We start from the raw sequence: 20557 nt of genomic DNA, 5'->3' as shown, positions 1-20557 counted from the left end.
GCGCAATTGGCATCCTTGGTCTGCGGCGATGTGCGGGGCAGGTTCGCGCCTTACTTGTCGGCGCGCTCCACCCCTTCTGCAATCGCTTGGCGCAGACGTTTTTCCAATGTGCGCTGCTTGCTTTCGGAATAATATTTCAGCCCGAACATGTCCTTGACGTAAAAGGTATCGACCACTTGTTCGCCGTAGGTCGCGATGACGGCATTCGCGATATAAACGTTGCAGGCTGCCAGACTGCGCGCCAGATCATACAACAGTCCGGGGCGGTCACGGGTGTCGACCTCGATGATCGTGTAAATCTCGGACCCGTCGTTATCAAAGGTGATATGCGTCGGCACCTTGAACGCTTTTTCGCGCTTTTTGACTTTGTCGCGCGATTTCAGTGCATCACGGGCCACAACCTCTCCGCGCAGGGTCTTTTCGATCATCTGGCGCAGGCGGGGCAAGCGGGCGGATTCATACGCGTTGCCCTCGGCGTCCTGTATCCAGAAGGCATCCGTTACAAAGCCGTCTTTGGTTGTATAGCTGCGAGCGTCCACAACATTGGCACCGACCAGCGCAAGAGCACCGGCAAGACGCGAAAAGATGCCCGGGTGATCCGGCATGACAAAACAGGCGCGGGTGGCGTCGCGATCTTCGTCAGGGTGTAGATCAATGCGCACATCGTCGTTCCCGATGCCGCGCAACAGGTTCGCAAACGCCACATGGGCCGTGACATGTAAGCCCTGCCAATAAGGATCATAGTGGCGCGACGTTTCAGCCTGCAATTCCTTGCGGGGCCAGTCGGTCAATTCCAGACGCAGTGTCTTTTTCGCCTCCGCCCCACGATTTTCGCGATTCAAATCCTCAAGACCGGTTTCAAGCGCACGTTCGGTCTGTCGGTACAGCCCTCGGATCAGCACCGCTTTCCAGTTGTTCCAAGTGTTCGGGCCGACCCCGCGAATGTCGCAAACCGTCAGCACACAAAGCAGATCAAGCCGCTTGACCGTCTGCACGGCCTTGGCGAAATCACGCACCGTGCGCGGATCGGCAATGTCGCGTTTCTGCGCCATGTCCGACATCAACAGATGATAGCGGATCAGCCATTCAACGGTGTCCACCTCTTCCTGCTTCAGCCCCAGACGCGGTGCCACCTGACGGGCAATCTTGGCCCCCAGAATCGAATGATCCTCGGGCCGTCCCTTGCCGATGTCATGCAACAACAGCGCCGTATAAAGCACCTTGCGGTTCACACCTCGTTGCAGGATCGACGAGGCGACAGGCAACTCTTCCTCAAGCTCGTTCTTCTCAATCATCGCCAGATTGCGGATCGTCTGGATTGTATGTTCGTCCACGGTATAGCTGTGGTACATATTGAACTGCATCATCGCGACGATGGGTTCGAATTCGGGGATAAACGCACCCAGCACGCCCAGTTCGTTCATCCGCCGCAGCGCCCGTTCGGGGTTGCCGTGTTTCAACAACAGATCGAAAAAGATCCGCCGCGCCTCAGGTGTGGTGCGCAGATCCGCGTCGATCAGATGCAGGTTGGCTTTGACCAGTCGCATGGCGTCGGGATGGATCAGCATGCCGGTGCGCAAAGCTTCTTCGAACAGGCGCAGCAGGTTCAATTTGTCCGACAGAAACGCGGCCTCGTCAGGGATGGCGATGCGGTTGTGCACCACGACATAGCCCTTTTTGATCTTGGGCTTGCGGCGAAACAGCCGCTCCAGCAGCGGTTCCGCCTTGACGTGGATTGCTTCGAGGTTGGTCAGGAAAATGCGGGTTAGATCGCCCACGGCAGTGGCATGGCGAAAGAACGCCTGCATGAACACTTCGACACCGCGCCTGCCGCCAGTGTCTTTATATCCCAACGCTTCGGCCACCTGCACTTGCATGTCAAAGGTAAGCTGTTCGGTGGCGCGGCCCGTAAGCAGATGCAAATGGCCGCGCACGGCCCACAGGAAATCCTCCGCGGCGCGGAAGGTGGCGTACTCCTCGGGGCGAAAGACACCTTTTTCGACCAGCTCGGAGGAATGGTTCACCTTGTAAATAAATTTCGCGATCCAGAAGAGCGAATGCAGATCGCGCAAGCCACCCTTGGCTTCCTTGACGTTCGGCTCCACCACATAGCGCTGGCCCTGTTTTTCGTGCCGTTGGTCGCGTTCTTCCAGCTTGGCCTCGATGAAATCATGACCATTGCCAGAAAATAGCTGTGCCTCCAGCGCCTGCTCCAATTCTGCCTCAAGTGCGGCATCGCCGGTAATAAACCGGTGCTCCAGCAAGGCGGTCTGGATGGTGAAATCCTCTCCACCCAAGCGGACACATTCCTGTATGGTGCGGGTCGCATGACCCACCTTCAACTTCAGGTCCCACAGCATATAAAGCATGCTTTCGATCACGCTTTCGGACCATGCGGTCGCTTTGTAAGGAATCAGAAACAGTAGATCGACATCGGAAAACGGGGCCATTTCACCGCGCCCGTAGCCGCCAACGCCAATCAGGCAAAGCCGCTCGCCCTCGGTCGGGTTCGGCTTGGGGTGCAGCACCTGCGTTGAGAATTCGAGCGCGCTGCGCACTAGCTGGTCGGTCAGATAGGTATAGGCACGCGTCATCGGACGGGCATCAAAGGGCGCAGCGGCAAAGCTCTCTGCAATGATGGCACGTCCGGATTTTTGTGCGGCGCTCAGGATTTTCACAGCCGCGGCACGTTGGTCTGCGGGCGGCAGGTCGGCACCGGCTTGTTGCAGCGCAAGCGCGACAGCTTCGGTGTCAAAGATCAGTTCGGGTGCGCAAATCAGGCGCGGTGTGTGACCCGCGCCTGATTGCTTTGCGATGGACGAAGAGGTGGTCAAGTTCAGAAACCAGCGCCGCCAAAGGCTTTGGGTGCGCCTTCCAACACGACAACGGATTTGTTGCGGATGGTTGCCACGGCCAGGCCACGTTCATTGGTGCCATCACGGCGCAGGCGGAAGATGCCGCTGGCCCCGCGAAAGCCCGCGCCTTGGGTCAACGAGGCACCGGTCAGCGCATTGGATTTGCCGGATTTAACCAGTGCACCCACGGCTGCGATCCCGTCAAAGGCGAGCCCCGCCAGCGGATGCGGTGACGCCCCATAGGCGGCGCTGTATTTCTGGTTAAAGGCATTTGTCGCTGCGGGGTCTGGTTGAGCGAACCAACCGCCCTGCACACCGGGCAGGTCCAGCGTCTGTTTGGGAATGTCCCAACGGGTCAGACCGATATACTGCGAGGTGGCGGAACTGACGCCGGCCTCCGGCAGCAATTGCGCGAACAACGGAAGCGCCGACGCAGATGAGGTTGTCAGGAACAGCGCATTTGCACCGCCAGACCCGACAGCCGCTTTGACGCGTGGAATGGCGGCAACGACTGATTCCTGGCTCAGGGCGTAATCCACGGTCCCCGCCAGCGTCGCGCCATTGGCCGAGATCGCCTGCTGGATGGCATTGCGCCCCAACTGACCGGCGACATCGCTGGCATGCAGAATGACGATTTTATCTTTGCCATTGCGTTTGGCGTAGCCGACCAGACGGTTGGCGGTGTTGGCAAAGGTCTGCCCCAGAACAAAGACGTTGCCGCCCGCGATGGTCGGGTTGTTAGAGAAGGACAGGACGTTAACGCCCTGCGATGCCACTGCAACACCTGCCGCATTTGCGGATTCACCGTAGATCGGTCCAAGGATGATTTTGGCCCCGTCGTTGACGGCCTGTGATGCCATGTTTGCCGCTGTGGCAGAGTTGCCGGCGGTGCCATAGACCCGCAGATCAATTTTGACGCCGCCCAGATCGCGGATCGCCAAACGTGCGGCGTTTTCAAGGTTCTGCGCTAACAGGTTGTCGCTTTGTGATCCGCCGCGCGGGATCAGCAGAGCTACTGGCACGGGGGCGTTCGCGTCAATCTTTACGCCGCCACCGGTGGCAAGCGATCCGACGGCAGCAGGATCACAGGCGGCCAGCAAAAGGGCGGCAAAAGGCAACATCAGTAACCGCAACTTCTTGCGGCCGGCGTTTAAAAAGGCAATCATCGGTACTCACTCCCCCAAGGTTGATGGATGCAGGCGCACCGCATCACTCGGGCGTGATCATAGACGGTGCGAAAGGCGGGTCCAGCGTGAATTACCAAATGGTGCCATTGTCGGCAGGTTTGTACTTTGTCGGCGTGCCTATCGGCACGGCGCGGGACATCACGTTGCGCGCGCTCGATGTGCTGGCCTCGGCGGATGTGCTTGCGGCGGAGGACACGCGATCCTTGCGCAAACTGATGGACATCCACGGGGTGCCCCTGCGCGACCGGCGCATCGTCGCCTTGCATGATCACAGCAGCGAAGGCGTTGGTGCGCGGCTGGTCGACGCGGTGAAAGAAGGCAAATCGGTCGCTTATGCGTCGGAAGCAGGGATGCCGCTGATTGCGGATCCGGGGTTTGAATTGTCCCGTCTGGCAGCGCGCGAAACGATCACAGTTACCTGCGCGCCCGGCCCATCCGCTGTGGTGACAGCACTCGCGCTGGGGGGGTTACCAACCGACGCGTTTTTCTTTGCCGGTTTTCTGCCCAGTACCACGACAGCGCGTTCTGCCGCGCTGGAAAAGCTCAAGGACGTCGCCGGGACATTGGTTTTTTACGAATCACCCAAGCGGGTGGGCGCTATGTTGCGGGATGCCGCGGTGGTTCTGGGCGCGGGGCGGTCTGCCGCCGTGTGTCGGGAACTGACCAAGAAATTCGAGGAAATTCGACGTGGCTCGCTCGAGGAGTTGTCGCAATTTTATGAAAAAGCCAATCCTAAAGGCGAGATCGTGGTGCTGGTGGATCGTGGCCATTTAGAAACTGTTAAGCAAGTCGACATAGAAACAAGCCTACGTACGGCGCTGAAAGAAATGTCTGTGCGCGATGCGGCAGATATGGTGTCACAAGCCCATGATCTGCCCCGTCGCAAAGTGTACCAGATGGCTTTGGCGCTCGACCGCGATGGATAATGCGAAAGGGTGATCATGACGATTTCAGGCGACAGGCATCATCGGGGACGAATGGCGTTTCATGCTGGCGTCGCTGCCGAATTACGGATTGCCCAAGATTATGAACGCCGGGGTTTCGCCATAGCGCGCCGGCGCTGGCGTGGCGCAGGTGGCGAAATCGATCTTATCGTGCGCGATGGCAACGGACTGGTTTTTGTCGAGGTCAAGAAAAGCCGCAGCCTTGCCCGTGCAGCAGAAAGCCTGTCATCGCGTCAGATGCAGCGTATCTATGCATCAGCGGAAGAATTTCTGGGCACAGAACCGCGTGGAAGTCTGACAGATGTGCGGTTTGACGTGGCATTGGTAGATGGTTCCGGCGATCTACAGATCATTGAAAACGCTTTCGGGCACGGCTGACCCATTGCACCTGTCCCCCTGCTGCGCCATCTAAAGGAGGTGTAGCAAGGATAGACTTATGAAAATCGCCTTTCAGATGGACCCCATTGGGGATGTAGACATCAATGCAGACAGCAGTTTCCGCCTCGCCGAAGAGGCACAGCTGCGCGGGCATAGCCTGTTTTTCTATTCACCTGATAAACTCGCCTATCAAGAAGGCCGGATTACGGCGCGCGGGCATGAATTTACTGTGCAGCGTATTCAGGGCGATCATGCCCGGCTTGGCCCAGAGGTCGAAGTTGATCTTGCCGGTTTCGATGTCGTCTGGCTGCGCCAGGACCCGCCGTTTGACATGCATTACATCACGTCGACACATTTGCTGGATCGCCTGAAAGGGCAGGCGTTGGTGGTGAATGATCCGTTTTGGGTGCGCAACTATCCTGAAAAACTGATGGTTCTGGATTTTCCCGACCTGACGCCACCCACAACGATTGCGCGGGATCTGGACACCATCAAGGCGTTCAAGGCCAAGCACGGTGATGTCATTCTTAAACCTCTCTATGGCAACGGTGGGGCGGGTGTGTTCCGTCTGGACGCACAGGACCGCAACCTGACCTCGTTGCACGAATTGTTTACCGGCTTTTCGCGTGAACCGCTGATCGTGCAGAAGTTTTTGCCCGCGGTTGAAAAGGGCGACAAGCGCGTCATTCTTGTGGACGGCGAAGCAGTAGGGGCCATCAACCGCGTACCGGCAAAGGGCGAAACGCGATCAAACATGCATGTCGGCGGGCGACCAGAGAAGATTGGACTTTCCGACCGCGATCTGGAGATTTGCGCAGCCATCGGCCCACTCCTTAAAGAAAAAGGGCAAGTGTTTGTCGGCATTGATGTGATTGGCGACTACCTGACCGAAATCAACGTGACCTCCCCCACCGGCATTCAGGAACTTGAACGGTTCGACGGCAAGAATATTGCCGGTAAAATCTGGGAGGCGATTGAAGGGCGTTTGGCATGAGCTTGCGCGCAAAGCTACTGAATCGATGGCTGCGGCGGGTCGAGAAACCGGCGATGGCGCGGGCGAAAAGCCCCGCCGCGTTGCGCAAGCGCATGGACATGCAAGCGCGTTTGCTGTTTCACCCGCCGCACGGCACGCAGATGAAGTGGCAAGTGTTGGAACAGGGACCGGCCCGTGTTGATGTGCTTGAGGTCGTGCCCCGCACTCTGACGTCGGATCTGGTCGTTCTTTATCTACACGGCGGGGGTTTTGTTTTCGGTAGCCCGCCCGCCTATTCGGCATTGGCGGGTCAACTGGCGCGGCGCTTGGGGGCCCGCGTGGTGCTTGCGCGATATCGTTTGGCACCCGAACACCCGTTTCCCGCCGCGTTCGAGGACGCGCGCACCGCGTGGGACGGTTTGATAAACAGTGGTGTTGCGCCCGACAGAATTGTGATCGGCGGGGACAGCGCCGGCGGTGCTTTAACGCTGTCCTTGTTGGGGCAGCTTGCCGTCGAAAAGGCATCGATGCCCGCCGCCGCATTTTGTTTTTCCCCCCTTACGGATGTGACTTTCGGCGGTGACAGCTTTAGCCGTAATGCAGAAGCCGAAGCGGTCCTGCCTGCCGAAGGCGCGCATGATATGGCGGAACTGTATCTGAACGGCGCTGATGCACAAAACCCGCAGATCAGCCCGCTTTTCGGTAGTTTCACCGGGGCTGCGCCGGTGTGGATCACCGTGGGGGACACGGAAATTTTGCACGACGACGCGCGCCGGATGGCGCAGGTTTTGCAAAGGGACGGCGTGCGCGTGACCTATCAGGAGCAGCAGGATTTGCCGCACGTCTGGCCGCTGTTCCATAATATTCTGCCCGAAGCGCGGCAAACTTTGGATGATCTTGCCGACTGGATCACGCAAACACGGGCGCAGCAAGGCGAAAGCTGACCGCTTCTGCGATATGGGGGCGGCGCACCTCGGCAGAACCGTCCAAATCGGCGATGGTACGCGCCACGCGGATGACGCGGTGATAGCCGCGCGCGGACAGTTGAAACCGTTCTGCGACTTTGCTGAGTAACGCGCGCGCTTCTGTGTCGGGCGTGGCAATTTCCTCAAGCAGATCGCCAGTTGCATCTGCATTCACCATCAGGCCGTGGCTGCCGTGGAACCGTTTTAACTGGATATTGCGGGCCTGCGCGACGCGGGTTGCCACCACGGCAGAGCTTTCGCCAGTAGCCGGTAGATCAAGGTCGCTGAAGGCCACCGGCGGCACATCCACGCGCAAATCAAAGCGGTCCATCAAGGGCCCTGAGATGCGGCCCAGATAATCCTCGCTACATTGTGGAACACGGGCGCAGGCGCGCGCAGGATCGGAGAGATAACCGCATTTGCAGGGATTTGCGGCGGCGACCAGCATGAACTTGCAGGGATATTTCACATGGGCGTTGGCGCGGGCGATCATGACCTCGCCGGTTTCAATCGGCTGGCGCAGTGTTTCAAGCACGGTGCGGGCAAATTCGGGAAATTCATCCATGAACAACACACCGTTATGGGCAAGACTGACCTCGCCCGGTTTGGCCTGCCGCCCACCGCCGATAATCGCGGCCATGGAGGCGGTATGATGAGGTTCGCGAAAGGGACGTGCACGCGATATGCCGCCCTCATCCAACAATCCGGCAAGCGAATGGATCATCGAGGTTTCCAGAGCTTCCGTGGCGCTGAGCGGTGGCAGGATGCCCGGCAGACGCGCGGCAAGCATGCTTTTCCCCGACCCCGGCGCGCCGACAAACATCAGGTGATGGCGCCCCGCCGCAGCGATTTCCAGAGCACGTTTGGCGCGTTCCTGTCCTTTGACTTCACGCAGATCATGCTTTGACGGACCCAGTGTAACTTCGCCCGGTGTGGCGGGGGGCAGCGGGGTTTGGCCGGTGTAGTGTCGCACCACATCGCCAAGGGTTCGGGCGGCGATCACTTCGGCGTCCCCGACCCATGCGGCCTCCGCGCCTGATCCGTGCGGGCACAGCAGGCTGCGACCCTGCTCCGCAGCGGCCATCGCGGCGGGCAGGGCGCCAACAACGGGCACCAAGGTCCCATCCAATGATAATTCGCCCAAGGCGACGACCGATTGCGTTACATCATCGGGTAGAATGTCGAGCGCCGCGAGCAGGGCAAAGGCGATGGGCAAATCGAAATGGCTGCCTTCCTTGGGCAGGTTTGCGGGGCTCAGGTTCACGGTGATCCGTTTGGAGGGCAGGGCAATGGCCATAGAGGTCAGCGCGGTGCGAACACGGTCGCGCGCTTCGGAGACGGCCTTGTCCGGCAGGCCAACGATGGAAAACGCGGGCAGGCCGGCGGTGACGGCGCATTGCACCTCTACCATCCGCGCCTCGACCCCTTGAAACGCGACTGTATAGGCGCGTGATACCATGCAACTGCTCCTGCCTACCGGTGATCAGGTGTTAACCATGTTCAGAGGTAGGCAGGGATTGTTTAAGAAGTGTTAATTTCGGGTGGACTTCAGGACACCGGCCAGTCTCGTGTCGGGAGACCCAGATCATAGGGGAAGGGATCATATGTCACCTTCAGCCCTTCGGCACGCCAAGCCTTGAAGGCGGGATCGTTCAGGGTTGTCGCGCAATAGGCTCTGGCGTTTTCAGACACGGGCAGATCGTAACCGGTGATCCGCGCCACGACGGGGGCATAAAACGCATCGGCCAAAGAATAATCGCCAAACAGCCAAGGGCCGTCGTTCGTACGCATCGCGCGGGCGTGTTCCCACAGCACGTCGATCCGGTCGAGATCTGCCTGAACGTCCGGCGTGACAGTGAAACCTTGCATGACATGCTGTAACTGCATCGGGCAGGTGCCGCGCAGGGCAGAAAACCCACCGCACATTTCAGCGGCCAACCAGCGCGCGGTGGCGCGGGCGGCGGGATCAGCGGGCCACATGGCGGCATCGGGATGCCGTTCTGCAAGGGTTTCGGCCATGGCAAGGGATTCACCCACAACCGTACCTTCGGGGGTGCGCATGGCGGGAACCAGTCTGACCGGGGCCAATGCCGCAAGGTCGGCCGCCATCGTGCCGCTGTAAAGCCCGACCAGATGTGCGCGGTAAGGCAGGTTAAATTTTTCCATCATCAGCCAGCCCCGTAAGGACCAGCTGGAGAAGGTACGATCGCCGATATAAAGGTCATATGTCATAGGGTTAGACGCTAACCCGTGAATTGCGGTGCGACAAATTCAATTTTGTGCAGCGAAGGATCACACAAGATGATTTATGGTCTCGACCTGCCAGATGCCCGCATCGTGGGCAATTCGGGTCACCGACAGGTTGTCGATTTTATGGGCCATCGCCGCATAAGCGGTCACGCCCAAGGCCCGTTGGATCTGCGTCAGGATCACGCCAAAATGGGCCACGGCAATAATATGCGCGTCGGGATGGGACGTGTTCATATCGTCAACCACCGCGTTCACCCGTGCGGCAGTCTGGTTCCAGCTTTCGCCTTCGGGTGCCTGAACATCACCGGGGGTTTCCCAATAGGCCCGCGAAAGGACCGGATCGCGTGCGGCGACCTCTTTGAAATGCAGGCCGTCCCACACCCCGAAATGCAGTTCACGCAGGTCACGATGATGGGGCAGGCGCCTGCGCGACTGTTCCAACGCGTCCGCCGTCGCTGTACATCGGATCAGGTCGGAGGAGATGATCAGCGCCTCTTTCGGCAGATGGTCCTGCAAACGGGCGATCTGTGCCGTGTCAGACAGATCGGCAGGGACGTCGCGCCACCCGACAAAGGTTTTTTCGTGGGTCGGTCCGTGGCGGACCCAGTGCCAGACGGTCATGGCAATGCCCCTTTCAAAACGAGTGGCAGCCCCGCGACGACCTGAACGGCGAGCTCGGCTTGCGCAGCCAATGCGATATTCAATTGCCCTTGCGCTTCGCGAAACTGACGCGCCAGGGCGTTGTCGGGAACGATGCCCTGGCCGACCTCGTTTGAAACGATCACCCAAGGGGCGGCGCAGCGGCGCAGGGCGGTCAGCAGCGTGGCCTGAGCCTGACCAATGTCGTGTTGCGCCATCAAATGATTGGTCAACCACATGGTCGCACAGTCGATCAGGATCACCTGATCGGGGCGCGCCGCGTCAAGAGGGGCCGTCAGGTCGAACGGTTCTTCGATGGTCTTCCAGCGATCATCGCGTCGATTTTTGTGAATCTCGACTTTGGCGGCAACTTCACTGTCAAATACCTGCCCAGTTGCGATGTAAGTCATTGACGTATCGTAGGATTTCACAAGCTCTTCGGCCCAAAAAGACTTGCCCGATGCGGCGCCGCCCAAGACAAATGTGGAGTTTGGCAACATTTTTTTCACTTTTTTGGGAACCGAAACAGGGGTTCGTTCGTACAGAACACAAAGGTCTGCAAAAATACAAGCAACGGCTCAGGGAATTATTTAACATGGCAATGGAAACGGCTCGGGACTTTTCGATCACACGTACCGCTATGAAAGCTGAAATGCTGGACGCGGAAACGGAACTTGAACTTGCACTGGCGTGGCGCGATCACCGCGACGAAGCGGCGCTGCACCGGCTGATCAACGCGTACATGCGGTTGGCTGTGTCAATGGCTGGCAAATTCCGCCGCTATGGCGCGCCGATGAACGATCTTATTCAAGAGGCCGGGCTTGGCCTGATGAAAGCTGCCGAAAAGTTCGATCCCGACCGCGGCGTGCGCTTTTCTACATATGCGATGTGGTGGATCAAGGCGGGCATTCAAGACCATGTGATGCGCAATTGGTCAATGGTTCGCACCGGCACAACGTCATCGCAAAAGTCCCTGTTTTTCAATATGCGCCGGATTCAGGCGCGGATGGAGCGCGAGGCCAGCACCGCTGGTCAAGAGCTTGACCGCCACCAGTTGCGCCAGATGATTTCCACCGAGATCGGCGTGCCGTTGCATGACGTCGAAATGATGGAAGGGCGTCTGTCGGGTTCCGATTATTCGCTGAACGCGACGCAATCCGCCGAGGATGAAGGGCGCGAATGGATTGATGCGTTGGAAGATGACTCCGCGCAAGCAGCTGAGAAGGTTGAGTATAATCACGATACCGCGCAGTTGCGCGCTTGGCTATTGTCTTCCATGCAGGAATTGCGCGAACGCGAGCAATTCATCCTGCGCGAGCGCAAATTACGCGACAAACCCCGCACTTTGGAAAGCCTTGGTGAAGAGCTGAACCTGTCCAAAGAACGTGTGCGCCAGTTGGAAGCGGGCGCTTTGGTAAAAATGCGCAAGTCACTTGAGGGGCGCTCGCCAGAGGTGATGCACCTGCTTGGCTAGAAGCAGCGCGGTCGGGGCTGGCACTGGCCCCGCTTGGCGCTTATGGTTCTGCCAATCAAATGGCGGAAGGGGCGCATCATGCTGGCAAACAAGCATATATTGCTGATCATCGGGGGCGGGATCGCGGCGTTCAAGTCGCTTGACCTGATCCGGCGGCTGCGCGAACGCGGGGCGCAGGTGACCCCTGTCTTGACCCGTGCAGGCGAGGAATTCGTGACGCCATTGTCGGTTTCTGCATTGGCTGGGAACAAGGTTTACCGCGAACTATTCGATTTGGGTGACGAGGCCGAAATGGGCCACATTCAGTTGAGCCGTGTTGCCGACCTGGTCGTTGTGGCCCCCGCGACCGCGGATCTCATGGCGAAAATGGCACAGGGGCTTGCCAACGATCTGGCCTCTACCTTGTTGCTGGCCACAGACACGCCGGTGATGATCGCCCCCGCGATGAACGTGCGGATGTGGGATCACGCGGCGACGCAACGCAACCTCAAAACTCTGCAAGGTGACGGGATCAAGGTTGTTGGCCCGAACAAGGGCGATATGGCCTGCGGCGAGCACGGACCGGGGCGTATGGCCGAACCGATGGAAATTGTCGCCGCGATCGAAGCGCAGTTTGCCGATGGTCCGTTGCAGGGCAAACGCATTCTGGTGACCTCTGGTCCAACCCATGAACCCATTGATCCTGTTCGCTATATTGCAAATCGGTCTTCTGGCGCGCAGGGGGCTGCAATTGGTCAGGCTTTGGCCGCACAGGGCGCGGAGGTGATTTTTGTGACCGGTCCCGCCGATGTGGCCCCGCCCGCAGGCGTGAAAGTGGTCGCGGTGCAAACTGCACAGCAAATGCTGGCGGCGGTACAGGATGCGCTGCCGGTCGACGCGGGCGTGTTCGCCGCTGCTGTCGCCGATTGGCGGGTTGAGGGGGCCGGCGACAAGAAGCTGAAGAAATCCAAAGACGGCTTACCTGTTCTGCAATTCGCGGAAAATCCCGACATCCTGAAAACCGTCAGCCGTATGGAAACCGGCCGGCCACCTTTGGTTGTGGGGTTCGCGGCAGAAACCAATGATGTGCTGGCCCATGCGACTGCGAAACGGGAACGCAAGGGATGTGACTGGATTCTGGCCAATGATGTATCGCCCGAAACCGGTATCATGGGGGGCAGCGAAAACGCCGTTACCCTGATCACCGCGCAGGGGGCCGAGGACTGGCCGCGCATGTCCAAGGATGCGGTCGCAACTGCCCTGGCCGTGCGTATTGCGCAGGCGTTGGGTGAGACATGACCGTGATCAAGTGCACATGGGCGGCAGGGGCAGACCAGACGCTTGGCTTGCCTGTATACGCCACAACGGGTGCTGCGGGTGCCGATCTGCGCGCGAACCTGCCAGACGGTCCGGTGTTCATCGAACCGATGGCGCGCGCGCTTGTGTCGACCGGATTGCATATGGAAATCCCGCAGGGTTTTGAGGTGCAAATCAGGCCGCGGTCCGGTCTTGCGCTGAAACACGGGATCATGTTGCCCAATAGCCCCGGCACGATCGACAGCGATTATCGCGGTGTTGTCGGCGTGATTGTTTTGAACGCGGGCGCGGTACCGTTTGAAATCACCCATGGCATGCGCATCGCGCAGATGGTTGTGGCAGCAGCCCCGCAAGTATCGTTTGAAATTGCCCAAATGCTGGATACGACCGACCGTGCCTCTGGCGGGTTCGGTTCAACCGGAGAAAACTGATGCTGCTCGTGCTGGTCATCGCCGGGGCGCTTTGGTTTGGCGGGCGTTTCATGGGCGTGCCCCAAGCGGCGCGGATGTCGCTGTTGGGGTTGTTGTTTGTTGCAGTCTTGGGAATGCAGGTGGCCCTGCCCGAAACAAGCCCGTTGCGTCAGGCGACGGGGGGAAGCGCCGCGCTGTGGCTGATCCTTGGCGGATTTGCCGCCGTGATCTGGGCCTACCGGCGGTTGATCATGCATTTACGCGGGCGTGTGACGGCGCAAACCCCTGACGCCCCTTCCAAACAGGGCAGTTTTTCCGACACGGAGCTTGACCGCTATGCCCGCCATATCGTGCTGCGCGAGATCGGCGGCGCAGGGCAAAAGGCATTGAAAAACGCCAAGGTACTGGTGATTGGCGCCGGCGGTTTGGGGGCACCTGCCCTGCAGTATCTCGCGGCGGCAGGTGTCGGCACGATCGGGGTGGTGGATGACGATGTGGTGGAAAACGCCAACCTGCAACGGCAGGTGATCCATCCAGATGGAAACATCGGCATGCCCAAAGTGTTTTCCGCCCAAGCGCAGATGGAAGCGCAAAACCCCTTTATTACCGTGCGCCCCTATCATCGCCGCTTGACCGACGAAATCGCGGCAGAACTGGTGCGCGACTATGATCTGGTACTCGATGGCACGGATAACTTTGAAACCCGCTATCTGGTGAACGCGGCCTGTGTCGCGGCAGGTGTGCCGCTTGTGTCTGGCGCGTTAAGCCAGTGGGAAGGGCAACTGTCGGTTTTTGATCCCGCCAAAGGTGCGCCTTGTTACCGGTGCATCTTTGCGCAGGCACCTGCGGCACATCTTGCCCCCAGTTGCGCAGAGGCCGGTGTCATTGGCCCCTTGCCCGGTGTTATCGGATCAATGATGGCAGTTGAAGCAGTTAAGCTGATCACAGGTGCAGGCACGCCAGCGCGGGGGCAGATGTTGATCTATGACGCGCTTTATGGCGAGAACCGCACGATACAGATTTCGCGACGGACAGATTGTGCAACCTGCGGCCAAAGCTGAACCGGCTTGGTTTTCGCCAACGGATTGTAACCCGCCCTTCGCGCCCTTAGCTTGAGCGCAAAGGAGAATTTCCCATGACAAACCCTCTGCTGGCCCATTGGGCCACACCCTTTGAAATTGCGCCGTTTGACCGGATTTCAGACGATGATTTCGCACCGGCGCTGGACGAAGCGCTCAACGCGCATAACGCCGAGATTGATGCGATTGCAAGCAACCCAGAAGCGCCAAGTTTTGCCAATACAATCGAAGCTTTGGAAGGTGTGGGTGAGGCGCTGAACAAAGTGCTGAGTGTGTTTTTCACGGTAGCGGGCGCAGACAGCAACCCGACCCGCGAGGCATTGCAGCGTGACTTTTCACCGAAGCTGGCCGCACATTTTGCCGAGATTTCCGGCAATAAGGCGTTGTTCGCCCGTATCGCCGCTGTTTGGGAGGCACGCGACACCCTTGATCTGACAGACGAACAGGCGCGGATCCTGATGATTGCGCACCGCGATGCGGTCCGGTCCGGTGCCGCGCTGGTCGGGGATCAGGAAAAGCGGATGAAAGAGATTAAGGGGCGTTTGGCCGTTCTGGGCACGCAGTTCACGCAGAACCTGCTGGCGGATGAACGCGAGTGGTTCATGACGTTGGCTGAGGAAGACCTTGAAGGGCTGCCGGAATTTGTTGTCAGCGCGGCACATGCTGCGGGCAAGGAAAAGGGCGCAGGTGGTCCCGTCGTCACCCTGTCGCGCTCGCTGATCGTGCCGTTTTTGCAATTCTCGCCGCGTCGTGATCTGCGTGAAAAGGCGTTTCGCGCATGGGAGGCGCGCGGCGCCAATGGCGGTGAAACCGACAACCGCGCCATTGCGGCGGAGACTTTGGCGCTGCGCGAGGAACGCGCGCAATTGTTGGGGTATGACAATTTTGCCCGCTTCAAGCTGGAAACAGAAATGGCCAAAACACCCGATGCGGTGCGCAAGCTGCTGATGGAGGTGTGGGAACCGGCCAAGGCGCAGGCCAATGCCGATGCCGAAGTCTTGACCGAAATGATGCATGCGGATGGCGTGAATGGTGATCTGGCCCCGTGGGACTGGCGCTATTACGCGGAGAAACGTCGCGCGGCAGAACATGATCTGGATGAAGCCGCGCTGAAGCCCTATTTCCAACTCGACCGGATGATCGAGGCGTCATTCGCCTGTGCGACCCGCCTGTTCGGACTGGAATTCACCCCGCTGGACGTGCCGCTTTATCATGCGGATTGTCGTGCGTGGGAGGTGACGCGGGGCGGCAAACATGTGGCTGTATTCATCGGGGATTATTTCGCACGCGGCTCGAAACGGTCGGGGGCGTGGTGTTCTGCCATGCGCGCGCAGGCGAAATTTCCCAAGGTGCAGTCGCCGGTTGTGATCAACGTGTGCAATTTTGCCAAATCCGATCCGGCGCTTTTGTCCTATGATGATGCGCGCACGCTGTTTCACGAATTTGGCCATGCGCTGCACCAGATGTTGTCGGATGTGACCTATGAAAGCGTCAGTGGTACATCCGTTGCGCGTGATTTCGTTGAACTGCCAAGCCAGCTTTATGAGCATTGGCTGGAAGTGCCAGAGGTGCTGGCCGAATTTGCCACCCATGCCACCACGGGCGAGGCGATGCCGAAAGAGATGTTGGACAAGGTATTGGGCGCTGCGACCTTTGATATGGGGTTCCAGACGGTTGAATATGTCGCCTCTGCGCTGGTTGATCTGGAATTCCACGATGGTGCGCCGCCCGCTGATCCGATGGCAAAACAGGCCGAGGTACTGGACGCATTAGGCATGCCCGCCGCAATCCGTATGCGCCACGCCACGCCGCAGTTCGCGCATGTCTTTGCCGGTGACGGATATTCCAGTGCCTATTACAGCTATATGTGGTCGGAAGTGATGGATGCCGATGCATTCCAAGCCTTCGAAGAAGCCGGTGGCGCATTCGATGCCGAGCGGGCGAAGGCGTTGGAAACGCATATCCTGTCGACCGGCGGATCACGGGATGCGGCAGAACTCTACGTGGCGTTTCGCGGTCGTTTGCCGGGCGTCGAGGCCTTGCTAAAGGGGCGCGGTTTGGCCGCGTAAAACGCGCGGCTAGTACCCCAAAGCGCGGTCAACGAGGTTGATAAACGGCTCACCTGCCTCCCCACGGCGGATGTTTTCGACAATCACCTCGCTGGCCGTGCTGGCCCGCGTATCGGCGGCGATATGGGGTGTCACTGTCACCTTCGGATGCGACCAATAGGGGTCATCGGCAGGCAGGGGTTCAACCCGAAACACGTCCAGTGTGGCATGGGCAATTTGCCCGCTGTCCAGCGCGGCCAGCAAGGCGGCATCATCGATCAGCGGGCCGCGACCGGGATTGATGATGAAAGCCCCCTTTGGCATCTGCGCCAGCGTTTCTGCGTTCAAGGTGTTTTCGGTCGCCGTTGTGTCCGGCAGCAGCAGCACAGCGATTTCCGCCAGCGCCAAGGCTTCTGCCAGACCGGCCTCGCCATGCAGGCAGGTCACGCCTGTGACGTCCTTGGGGCTGCGCGCCCATCCTGTGACGTTGAACCCGAGACCAACAAGTGTTCTGGCCACTTCGGCACCCAAGGCCCCAAGGCCGAGGATCACCACCTGCCGCTCCTGCGCTAGGGGCGGGGTGCGGGGTGCCCATTTGGCATCGCTGCGCAAAATATCGGTATCCATCCCCAGATGGTAACGCATCACATGGCCGGTGACCCATTCCACCATGCCTTTGGTCAGGCCCGGATCAACCATACGTGCCAGCGGTATGCTCAGGGTTTCATTGCCGGTAATCGCCTCGACACCGGCCCAAAGGTTCAGCACCGCTTTGGCGCGGGTGTAGGGTGTGAAATCCTGCAACCGGCTGTTGGGGGCGTAAATGATATAATCGACGTCTTCGGGTGGCATATCCATCGCCAGTGTCGCATCGCCAAACCCGGCCTTTTCAAGGGCGCTGCGCAGCGGGCGTTCATAGGTTGACCAGCGTTCGGAGCGGGCGGCGAAAAGCAGGTTCAGGGACATGGGTTACCTCGGTCTGTGGACATGGGCGGATTGGACAAGGCCGAAAGCCAGAAGCAGGACCAGCATCGCCGACCCACCATAGCTGACCAGTGGCAAGGGCACGCCGACGACGGGTGCCATGCCCATAACCATCGACATGTTGACGGCGAAGAACAGGAAGAAATTCAGCGCGATGCCCAGTGTCAGGAGCGACGAAAACCGGTCCTTGTTGCGGATCGCGGTGATCACGCAAAAGATGATGATCAGCGCATAGAGCCCCAGCAAGGAAATCGCCCCGACAAAGCCGAATTCCTCTGCCAGTGTGGTGAAGATAAAGTCGGTGTGTTTTTCGGGCAGGAAGTTCAGCCGCGATTGCGTCCCTTGCATGAACCCGCGTCCTGTCCACCCACCGGAGCCCAATGCGATCTTGGATTGGGTAATGTGATAGCCTGCGCCCAAGGGGTCGGCGGCGGGGTCCAGAAAGGTATCAATCCGGCGGTACTGGTAGTTGTTCAACAACTGCCAAGCAGTGCCGCGCGACTGAAACACCGCTGTCACCAGCCCCACACCAGACGCGATAACAGCGGCGAAATAGGCCCAGTGCACACCGGCCAGAAACATCAGCCCTGCACCGGCGGTCAGCAACAGGATCGACGTGCCAAGGTCGGGTTGTTCCAGCACCAGCGCAGTGGGGGCAAGGATGATCAGCACCGGTAACAAGACCCAAAACGGCTTTGATACCTTTTTCGCGGGCAACCAGTCGTAATAGGCGGCGAGGAACATCACCAGCGTGATTTTCATTAGTTCGGACGGTTGCAGATCCATGAAGCCGAGGTCCAGCCAGCGTTGCGATCCTTTGCGTTCTTCCCCGATCAACGCGACCAGCACCAACAGGATCACAGAAACGCCGTAAGCCACGCCCGACAGGTTACGCCAGAGCCATATCGGTACCATCGCCACGCCCATCATCAGGGCCAAGCCAAGGCCGAACCGTTTGATCTGTGGCTCTGCCCATGGGGTGAACGACCCGCCCGCCACGGAATACAGCATCAAGAAACCGACACCACAAACCGACGCCAGCAGAAGCGCCAAAGGCCAGTTCATGTGCAGGATTTTGCGGAACCCCGTGGGGACGGATTTGACCGTATATTCAAGATAGCTCATGCTTGGTCTTTGCCCTTGATCGCCACCTCGGGCTGCACCTCGCGCAGACGGTTTTGCTGGGTCTTGATGCGGGCACGGTCGCCGGTGGGATAAGCGTCCAGCGGTGGTGCGCCTTCCGCTAATGCTTGTAACAGAACATCCCGCGCAATCGGGGCCGCCGCGGTTGAACCCCCGCCGCCATGTTCCACAAGTACCGACACGGCATAGCGTGGTTTGTCGTAAGGGGCAAAAGCCACAAACAGCGCATGGTCACGCCGTTCCCACGGCAGATCGGCGTTGCGGGTCACGCCGCGTGCGCGTTCGGCGGCAGTGATGTTGCGCACCTGGCTGGTGCCGGTCTTGCCTGCCATGCGCCATTCATCAGCGATGATGCGGCTGCGATACGCGGTGCCGCGCCGGTCGTTCACGACCTCGTACATGGCACGCCGCATCTTGCGCAGGTTGTTGTCGTTCATATTAAGTGGCCCGCCGTCGCCCAGCGGTTGCTCCACCCCGTCACGGGATTTGATCAGACGCGGCGTTACCGCGCGCCCTGTGGCAATCCGCGCCGTCATCACGGCCAGTTGCAGCGGCGAGGCCAGCATGAAACCCTGCCCGATAGAGGCGTTTACCGTGTCACCAATCACCCAATCCGCACCGCGCGCTGTGCGTTTCCACTCTTTTGTCGGTGTCAGGCCCGAATTGACCGAAGACAGCGCCAGATCATGGCGGATGCCAAGGCCAAAGCGGTTTGCCATGGCGGTGATCTTTTCGATGCCGACCTTCAGCGCCAGATCGTAATAATAGACGTCGCAGGATTGTTTCAGCGAATTGCCCAGATCGACCCAACCATGGCCCGCGCGTTTCCAGCAGTGGAACTTGCGCCCCGCCACTTCCAGATGTCCGGGACAATAGACGGTTTCATCCGGTCCCACGATGCCTTCCTCGATGGCGGCCATCGCAGTCATCATCTTGAACGTGGAACCGGGGGGATAGGCACCTTGCACCGTTTTATTCACGAGCGGGCGGTATTTCGAATTAAGCAACGGATCGTAATCCGCCGATGAAATCCCGCCGATGAACAGGTTCGGGTCATAGCTGGGCGCGGAGGCAATGGCGGCCAGATCGCCGCTTTCGCAGTCGATGATCACCACGGCCGCGCTTTCCCCGCCAAGACGTGCCTGCACATAGCCTTGCAGCTTGGAATCAATCGTCAATTGCAGGTCCGCACCCGATTGCCCCTCGCGCCGCGCCAGTTCGCGCATGACACGACCCGTTGCGTTGACCTCAACCTGTTTGGTGCCAGCCACCCCGCGCAACGCATCTTCGGCGCGGGCCTCGACGTTGATCTTGCCAATCTGGAAACGCGGAATGCGCAGCACCTGATCGGGGTTTTCCAGCGCATCCAGATCCTTTTGGCTGACGCGCCCGACACGCCCGACCACATGAGCGAAATCCGACCCGCGGGGATAGACCCGTGTCAGCCCGACTTCCGGTGTGACGCCGGGCAGGGCGGGGGCGTTGACGCTGACCTTGCTGACCTCATCCCAACTGACATCTTCAACGATGGTAACGGGCAGGAAAGGGGCCGAGCGTTTCAGTTCCTCGAGAGCGCGTTCATAGGTTTCAAGATCAATCTCGATGATCTGGCTGAGCCGTGCCATCACCGCATCCACATCACCGGCATCCTCGCGCACCATGACGATACGGTAGGACGGCACGTTTTCCGCCAGCCGCACACCGTTGCGGTCAAAGATTTCGCCGCGTGTGGGCGGGATCAGGCGAATGTTGATGCGGTTTTCTTCGGCCAGCAGCCGGAACTGATCGGCCTGATCAATCTGCAAGTACCGCATTCTTGCGGCCAGCCCGCCCATGAACAACAGCTGCGCGCCCCCCAGCAGGGCGGCCCGCCGCGTCAGCTTGGCGTGACTTGCATCATTTTCCGCGCGGTTGCGTCTCATGTGTTCATCC

Annotated in this window: 18 protein-coding genes; 9 read left to right on the top strand and 9 right to left on the bottom strand. The window is 59.4% G+C overall.

Annotated features, from left to right (window positions below; genetic code table 11):
- Nucleotides 1–50: 50 nt before the first annotated feature.
- Both Z947_RS0119760 and Z947_RS0119755 read right to left on the bottom strand, forming a co-directional pair.
- Nucleotides 51–2840, bottom strand: coding sequence for a [protein-PII] uridylyltransferase (locus Z947_RS0119760; protein ID WP_052880633.1), 2790 nt, complete (start codon nt 2838–2840; stop codon nt 51–53).
- The gene (locus Z947_RS0119755; RefSeq protein WP_025046010.1) at nt 2837–4021 is read right to left on the bottom strand and encodes a penicillin-binding protein activator; all 1185 of its coding nucleotides are present in this window, start codon (nt 4019–4021) and stop codon (nt 2837–2839) included. The genes Z947_RS0119760 and Z947_RS0119755 overlap by 4 nt, the downstream gene beginning before the upstream one ends.
- A gap of 86 nt (nt 4022–4107) precedes the next feature.
- On the opposite strand from Z947_RS0119755, the gene rsmI reads away from it, so the two are divergent.
- The 4 genes from rsmI to Z947_RS0119735 are packed head-to-tail and all read left to right on the top strand — an operon-like array spanning nt 4108 to nt 7281.
- On the top strand, nt 4108–4968 hold the full coding sequence (gene rsmI / locus Z947_RS0119750; protein WP_025046009.1) for a 16S rRNA (cytidine(1402)-2'-O)-methyltransferase: 861 nt from the start codon (nt 4108–4110) through the stop codon (nt 4966–4968).
- Between the two features lie 15 nt (nt 4969–4983).
- Nucleotides 4984–5364 carry a YraN family protein gene (locus tag Z947_RS0119745; RefSeq protein ID WP_025046008.1) on the top strand — a complete coding sequence of 127 codons (381 nt, stop codon included), beginning with the start codon at nt 4984–4986 and terminating at the stop codon, nt 5362–5364.
- A gap of 58 nt (nt 5365–5422) precedes the next feature.
- Nucleotides 5423–6358: a glutathione synthase gene (gene gshB, locus Z947_RS0119740; RefSeq protein WP_025046007.1), complete on the top strand. Its 936-nt coding sequence runs from the start codon at nt 5423–5425 to the stop codon at nt 6356–6358.
- The gene (locus Z947_RS0119735) at nt 6355–7281 is read left to right on the top strand and encodes an alpha/beta hydrolase (RefSeq protein ID WP_025046006.1); all 927 of its coding nucleotides are present in this window, start codon (nt 6355–6357) and stop codon (nt 7279–7281) included. Before gshB ends, Z947_RS0119735 begins: the two co-directional genes overlap by 4 nt.
- Here the strand turns inward: Z947_RS0119735 and Z947_RS0119730 are convergent.
- The 4 genes from Z947_RS0119730 to cobU all read right to left on the bottom strand — a co-directional run bounded on the left by Z947_RS0119730 (nt 7247) and on the right by cobU (nt 10691).
- On the bottom strand, nt 7247–8761 hold the full coding sequence (locus Z947_RS0119730) for a YifB family Mg chelatase-like AAA ATPase (protein ID WP_025046005.1): 1515 nt from the start codon (nt 8759–8761) through the stop codon (nt 7247–7249). The genes Z947_RS0119735 and Z947_RS0119730 overlap by 35 nt on opposite strands.
- A gap of 89 nt (nt 8762–8850) precedes the next feature.
- A complete protein-coding gene (locus Z947_RS0119725; protein ID WP_025046004.1) occupies nt 8851–9534 on the bottom strand; it encodes a glutathione S-transferase in 684 nt (227 codons plus the stop codon).
- A 60-nt stretch (nt 9535–9594) separates the two neighbouring features.
- Nucleotides 9595–10173, bottom strand: a complete 579-nt coding sequence (locus tag Z947_RS0119720) for a histidine phosphatase family protein (RefSeq protein WP_025046003.1) — start codon at nt 10171–10173, stop codon at nt 9595–9597.
- Complete coding sequence (cobU, locus tag Z947_RS0119715; RefSeq protein ID WP_025046002.1) at nt 10170–10691, bottom strand: bifunctional adenosylcobinamide kinase/adenosylcobinamide-phosphate guanylyltransferase; 522 nt, start codon at nt 10689–10691, stop codon at nt 10170–10172. Before cobU ends, Z947_RS0119720 begins: the two co-directional genes overlap by 4 nt.
- Before the next feature lie 95 nt (nt 10692–10786).
- Here cobU and Z947_RS0119710 point away from each other — a divergent pair, with 95 nt between their 5' ends.
- The 5 genes from Z947_RS0119710 (at nt 10787) to Z947_RS0119690 (ending at nt 16519) form a co-directional block, all read left to right on the top strand.
- Nucleotides 10787–11665 (top strand): RNA polymerase factor sigma-32, encoded by an 879-nt coding sequence (locus Z947_RS0119710; protein WP_025046001.1) that lies wholly within the window; start codon nt 10787–10789, stop codon nt 11663–11665.
- A gap of 78 nt (nt 11666–11743) precedes the next feature.
- Nucleotides 11744–12943 carry a bifunctional phosphopantothenoylcysteine decarboxylase/phosphopantothenate--cysteine ligase CoaBC gene (gene coaBC, locus Z947_RS0119705; RefSeq protein ID WP_025046000.1) on the top strand — a complete coding sequence of 400 codons (1200 nt, stop codon included), beginning with the start codon at nt 11744–11746 and terminating at the stop codon, nt 12941–12943.
- Nucleotides 12940–13392 (top strand): dUTP diphosphatase, encoded by a 453-nt coding sequence (gene dut / locus Z947_RS0119700; RefSeq protein WP_025045999.1) that lies wholly within the window; start codon nt 12940–12942, stop codon nt 13390–13392. The genes coaBC and dut overlap by 4 nt, the downstream gene beginning before the upstream one ends.
- Nucleotides 13392–14432, top strand: a complete 1041-nt coding sequence (locus Z947_RS0119695) for a HesA/MoeB/ThiF family protein (protein ID WP_025045998.1) — start codon at nt 13392–13394, stop codon at nt 14430–14432. Before dut ends, Z947_RS0119695 begins: the two co-directional genes overlap by 1 nt.
- 74 nt (nt 14433–14506) lie before the next feature.
- Complete coding sequence (locus Z947_RS0119690; protein ID WP_025045997.1) at nt 14507–16519, top strand: M3 family metallopeptidase; 2013 nt, start codon at nt 14507–14509, stop codon at nt 16517–16519.
- Nucleotides 16520–16528: 9 nt separating this feature from the next.
- Here Z947_RS0119690 and Z947_RS0119685 read toward each other — a convergent pair whose 3' ends face one another.
- Genes Z947_RS0119685 through mrdA form a run of 3 tightly spaced genes read right to left on the bottom strand, consistent with a single transcriptional unit; the run spans nt 16529 to nt 20547 of the window.
- Complete coding sequence (locus tag Z947_RS0119685; protein WP_025045996.1) at nt 16529–17464, bottom strand: 2-hydroxyacid dehydrogenase; 936 nt, start codon at nt 17462–17464, stop codon at nt 16529–16531.
- A 3-nt stretch (nt 17465–17467) separates the two neighbouring features.
- Nucleotides 17468–18607: a rod shape-determining protein RodA gene (rodA, locus tag Z947_RS0119680; RefSeq protein WP_025045995.1), complete on the bottom strand. Its 1140-nt coding sequence runs from the start codon at nt 18605–18607 to the stop codon at nt 17468–17470.
- Nucleotides 18604–20547 (bottom strand): penicillin-binding protein 2, encoded by a 1944-nt coding sequence (gene mrdA, locus Z947_RS0119675; protein ID WP_025045994.1) that lies wholly within the window; start codon nt 20545–20547, stop codon nt 18604–18606. Before mrdA ends, rodA begins: the two co-directional genes overlap by 4 nt.
- Between the last annotated feature and the right edge of the window lie 10 nt (nt 20548–20557).

Source organism: Sulfitobacter geojensis (assembly GCF_000622325.1).
GTDB lineage: Bacteria > Pseudomonadota > Alphaproteobacteria > Rhodobacterales > Rhodobacteraceae > Sulfitobacter > Sulfitobacter geojensis.
This window is presented reverse-complemented; position numbering and strand designations above follow the sequence as displayed.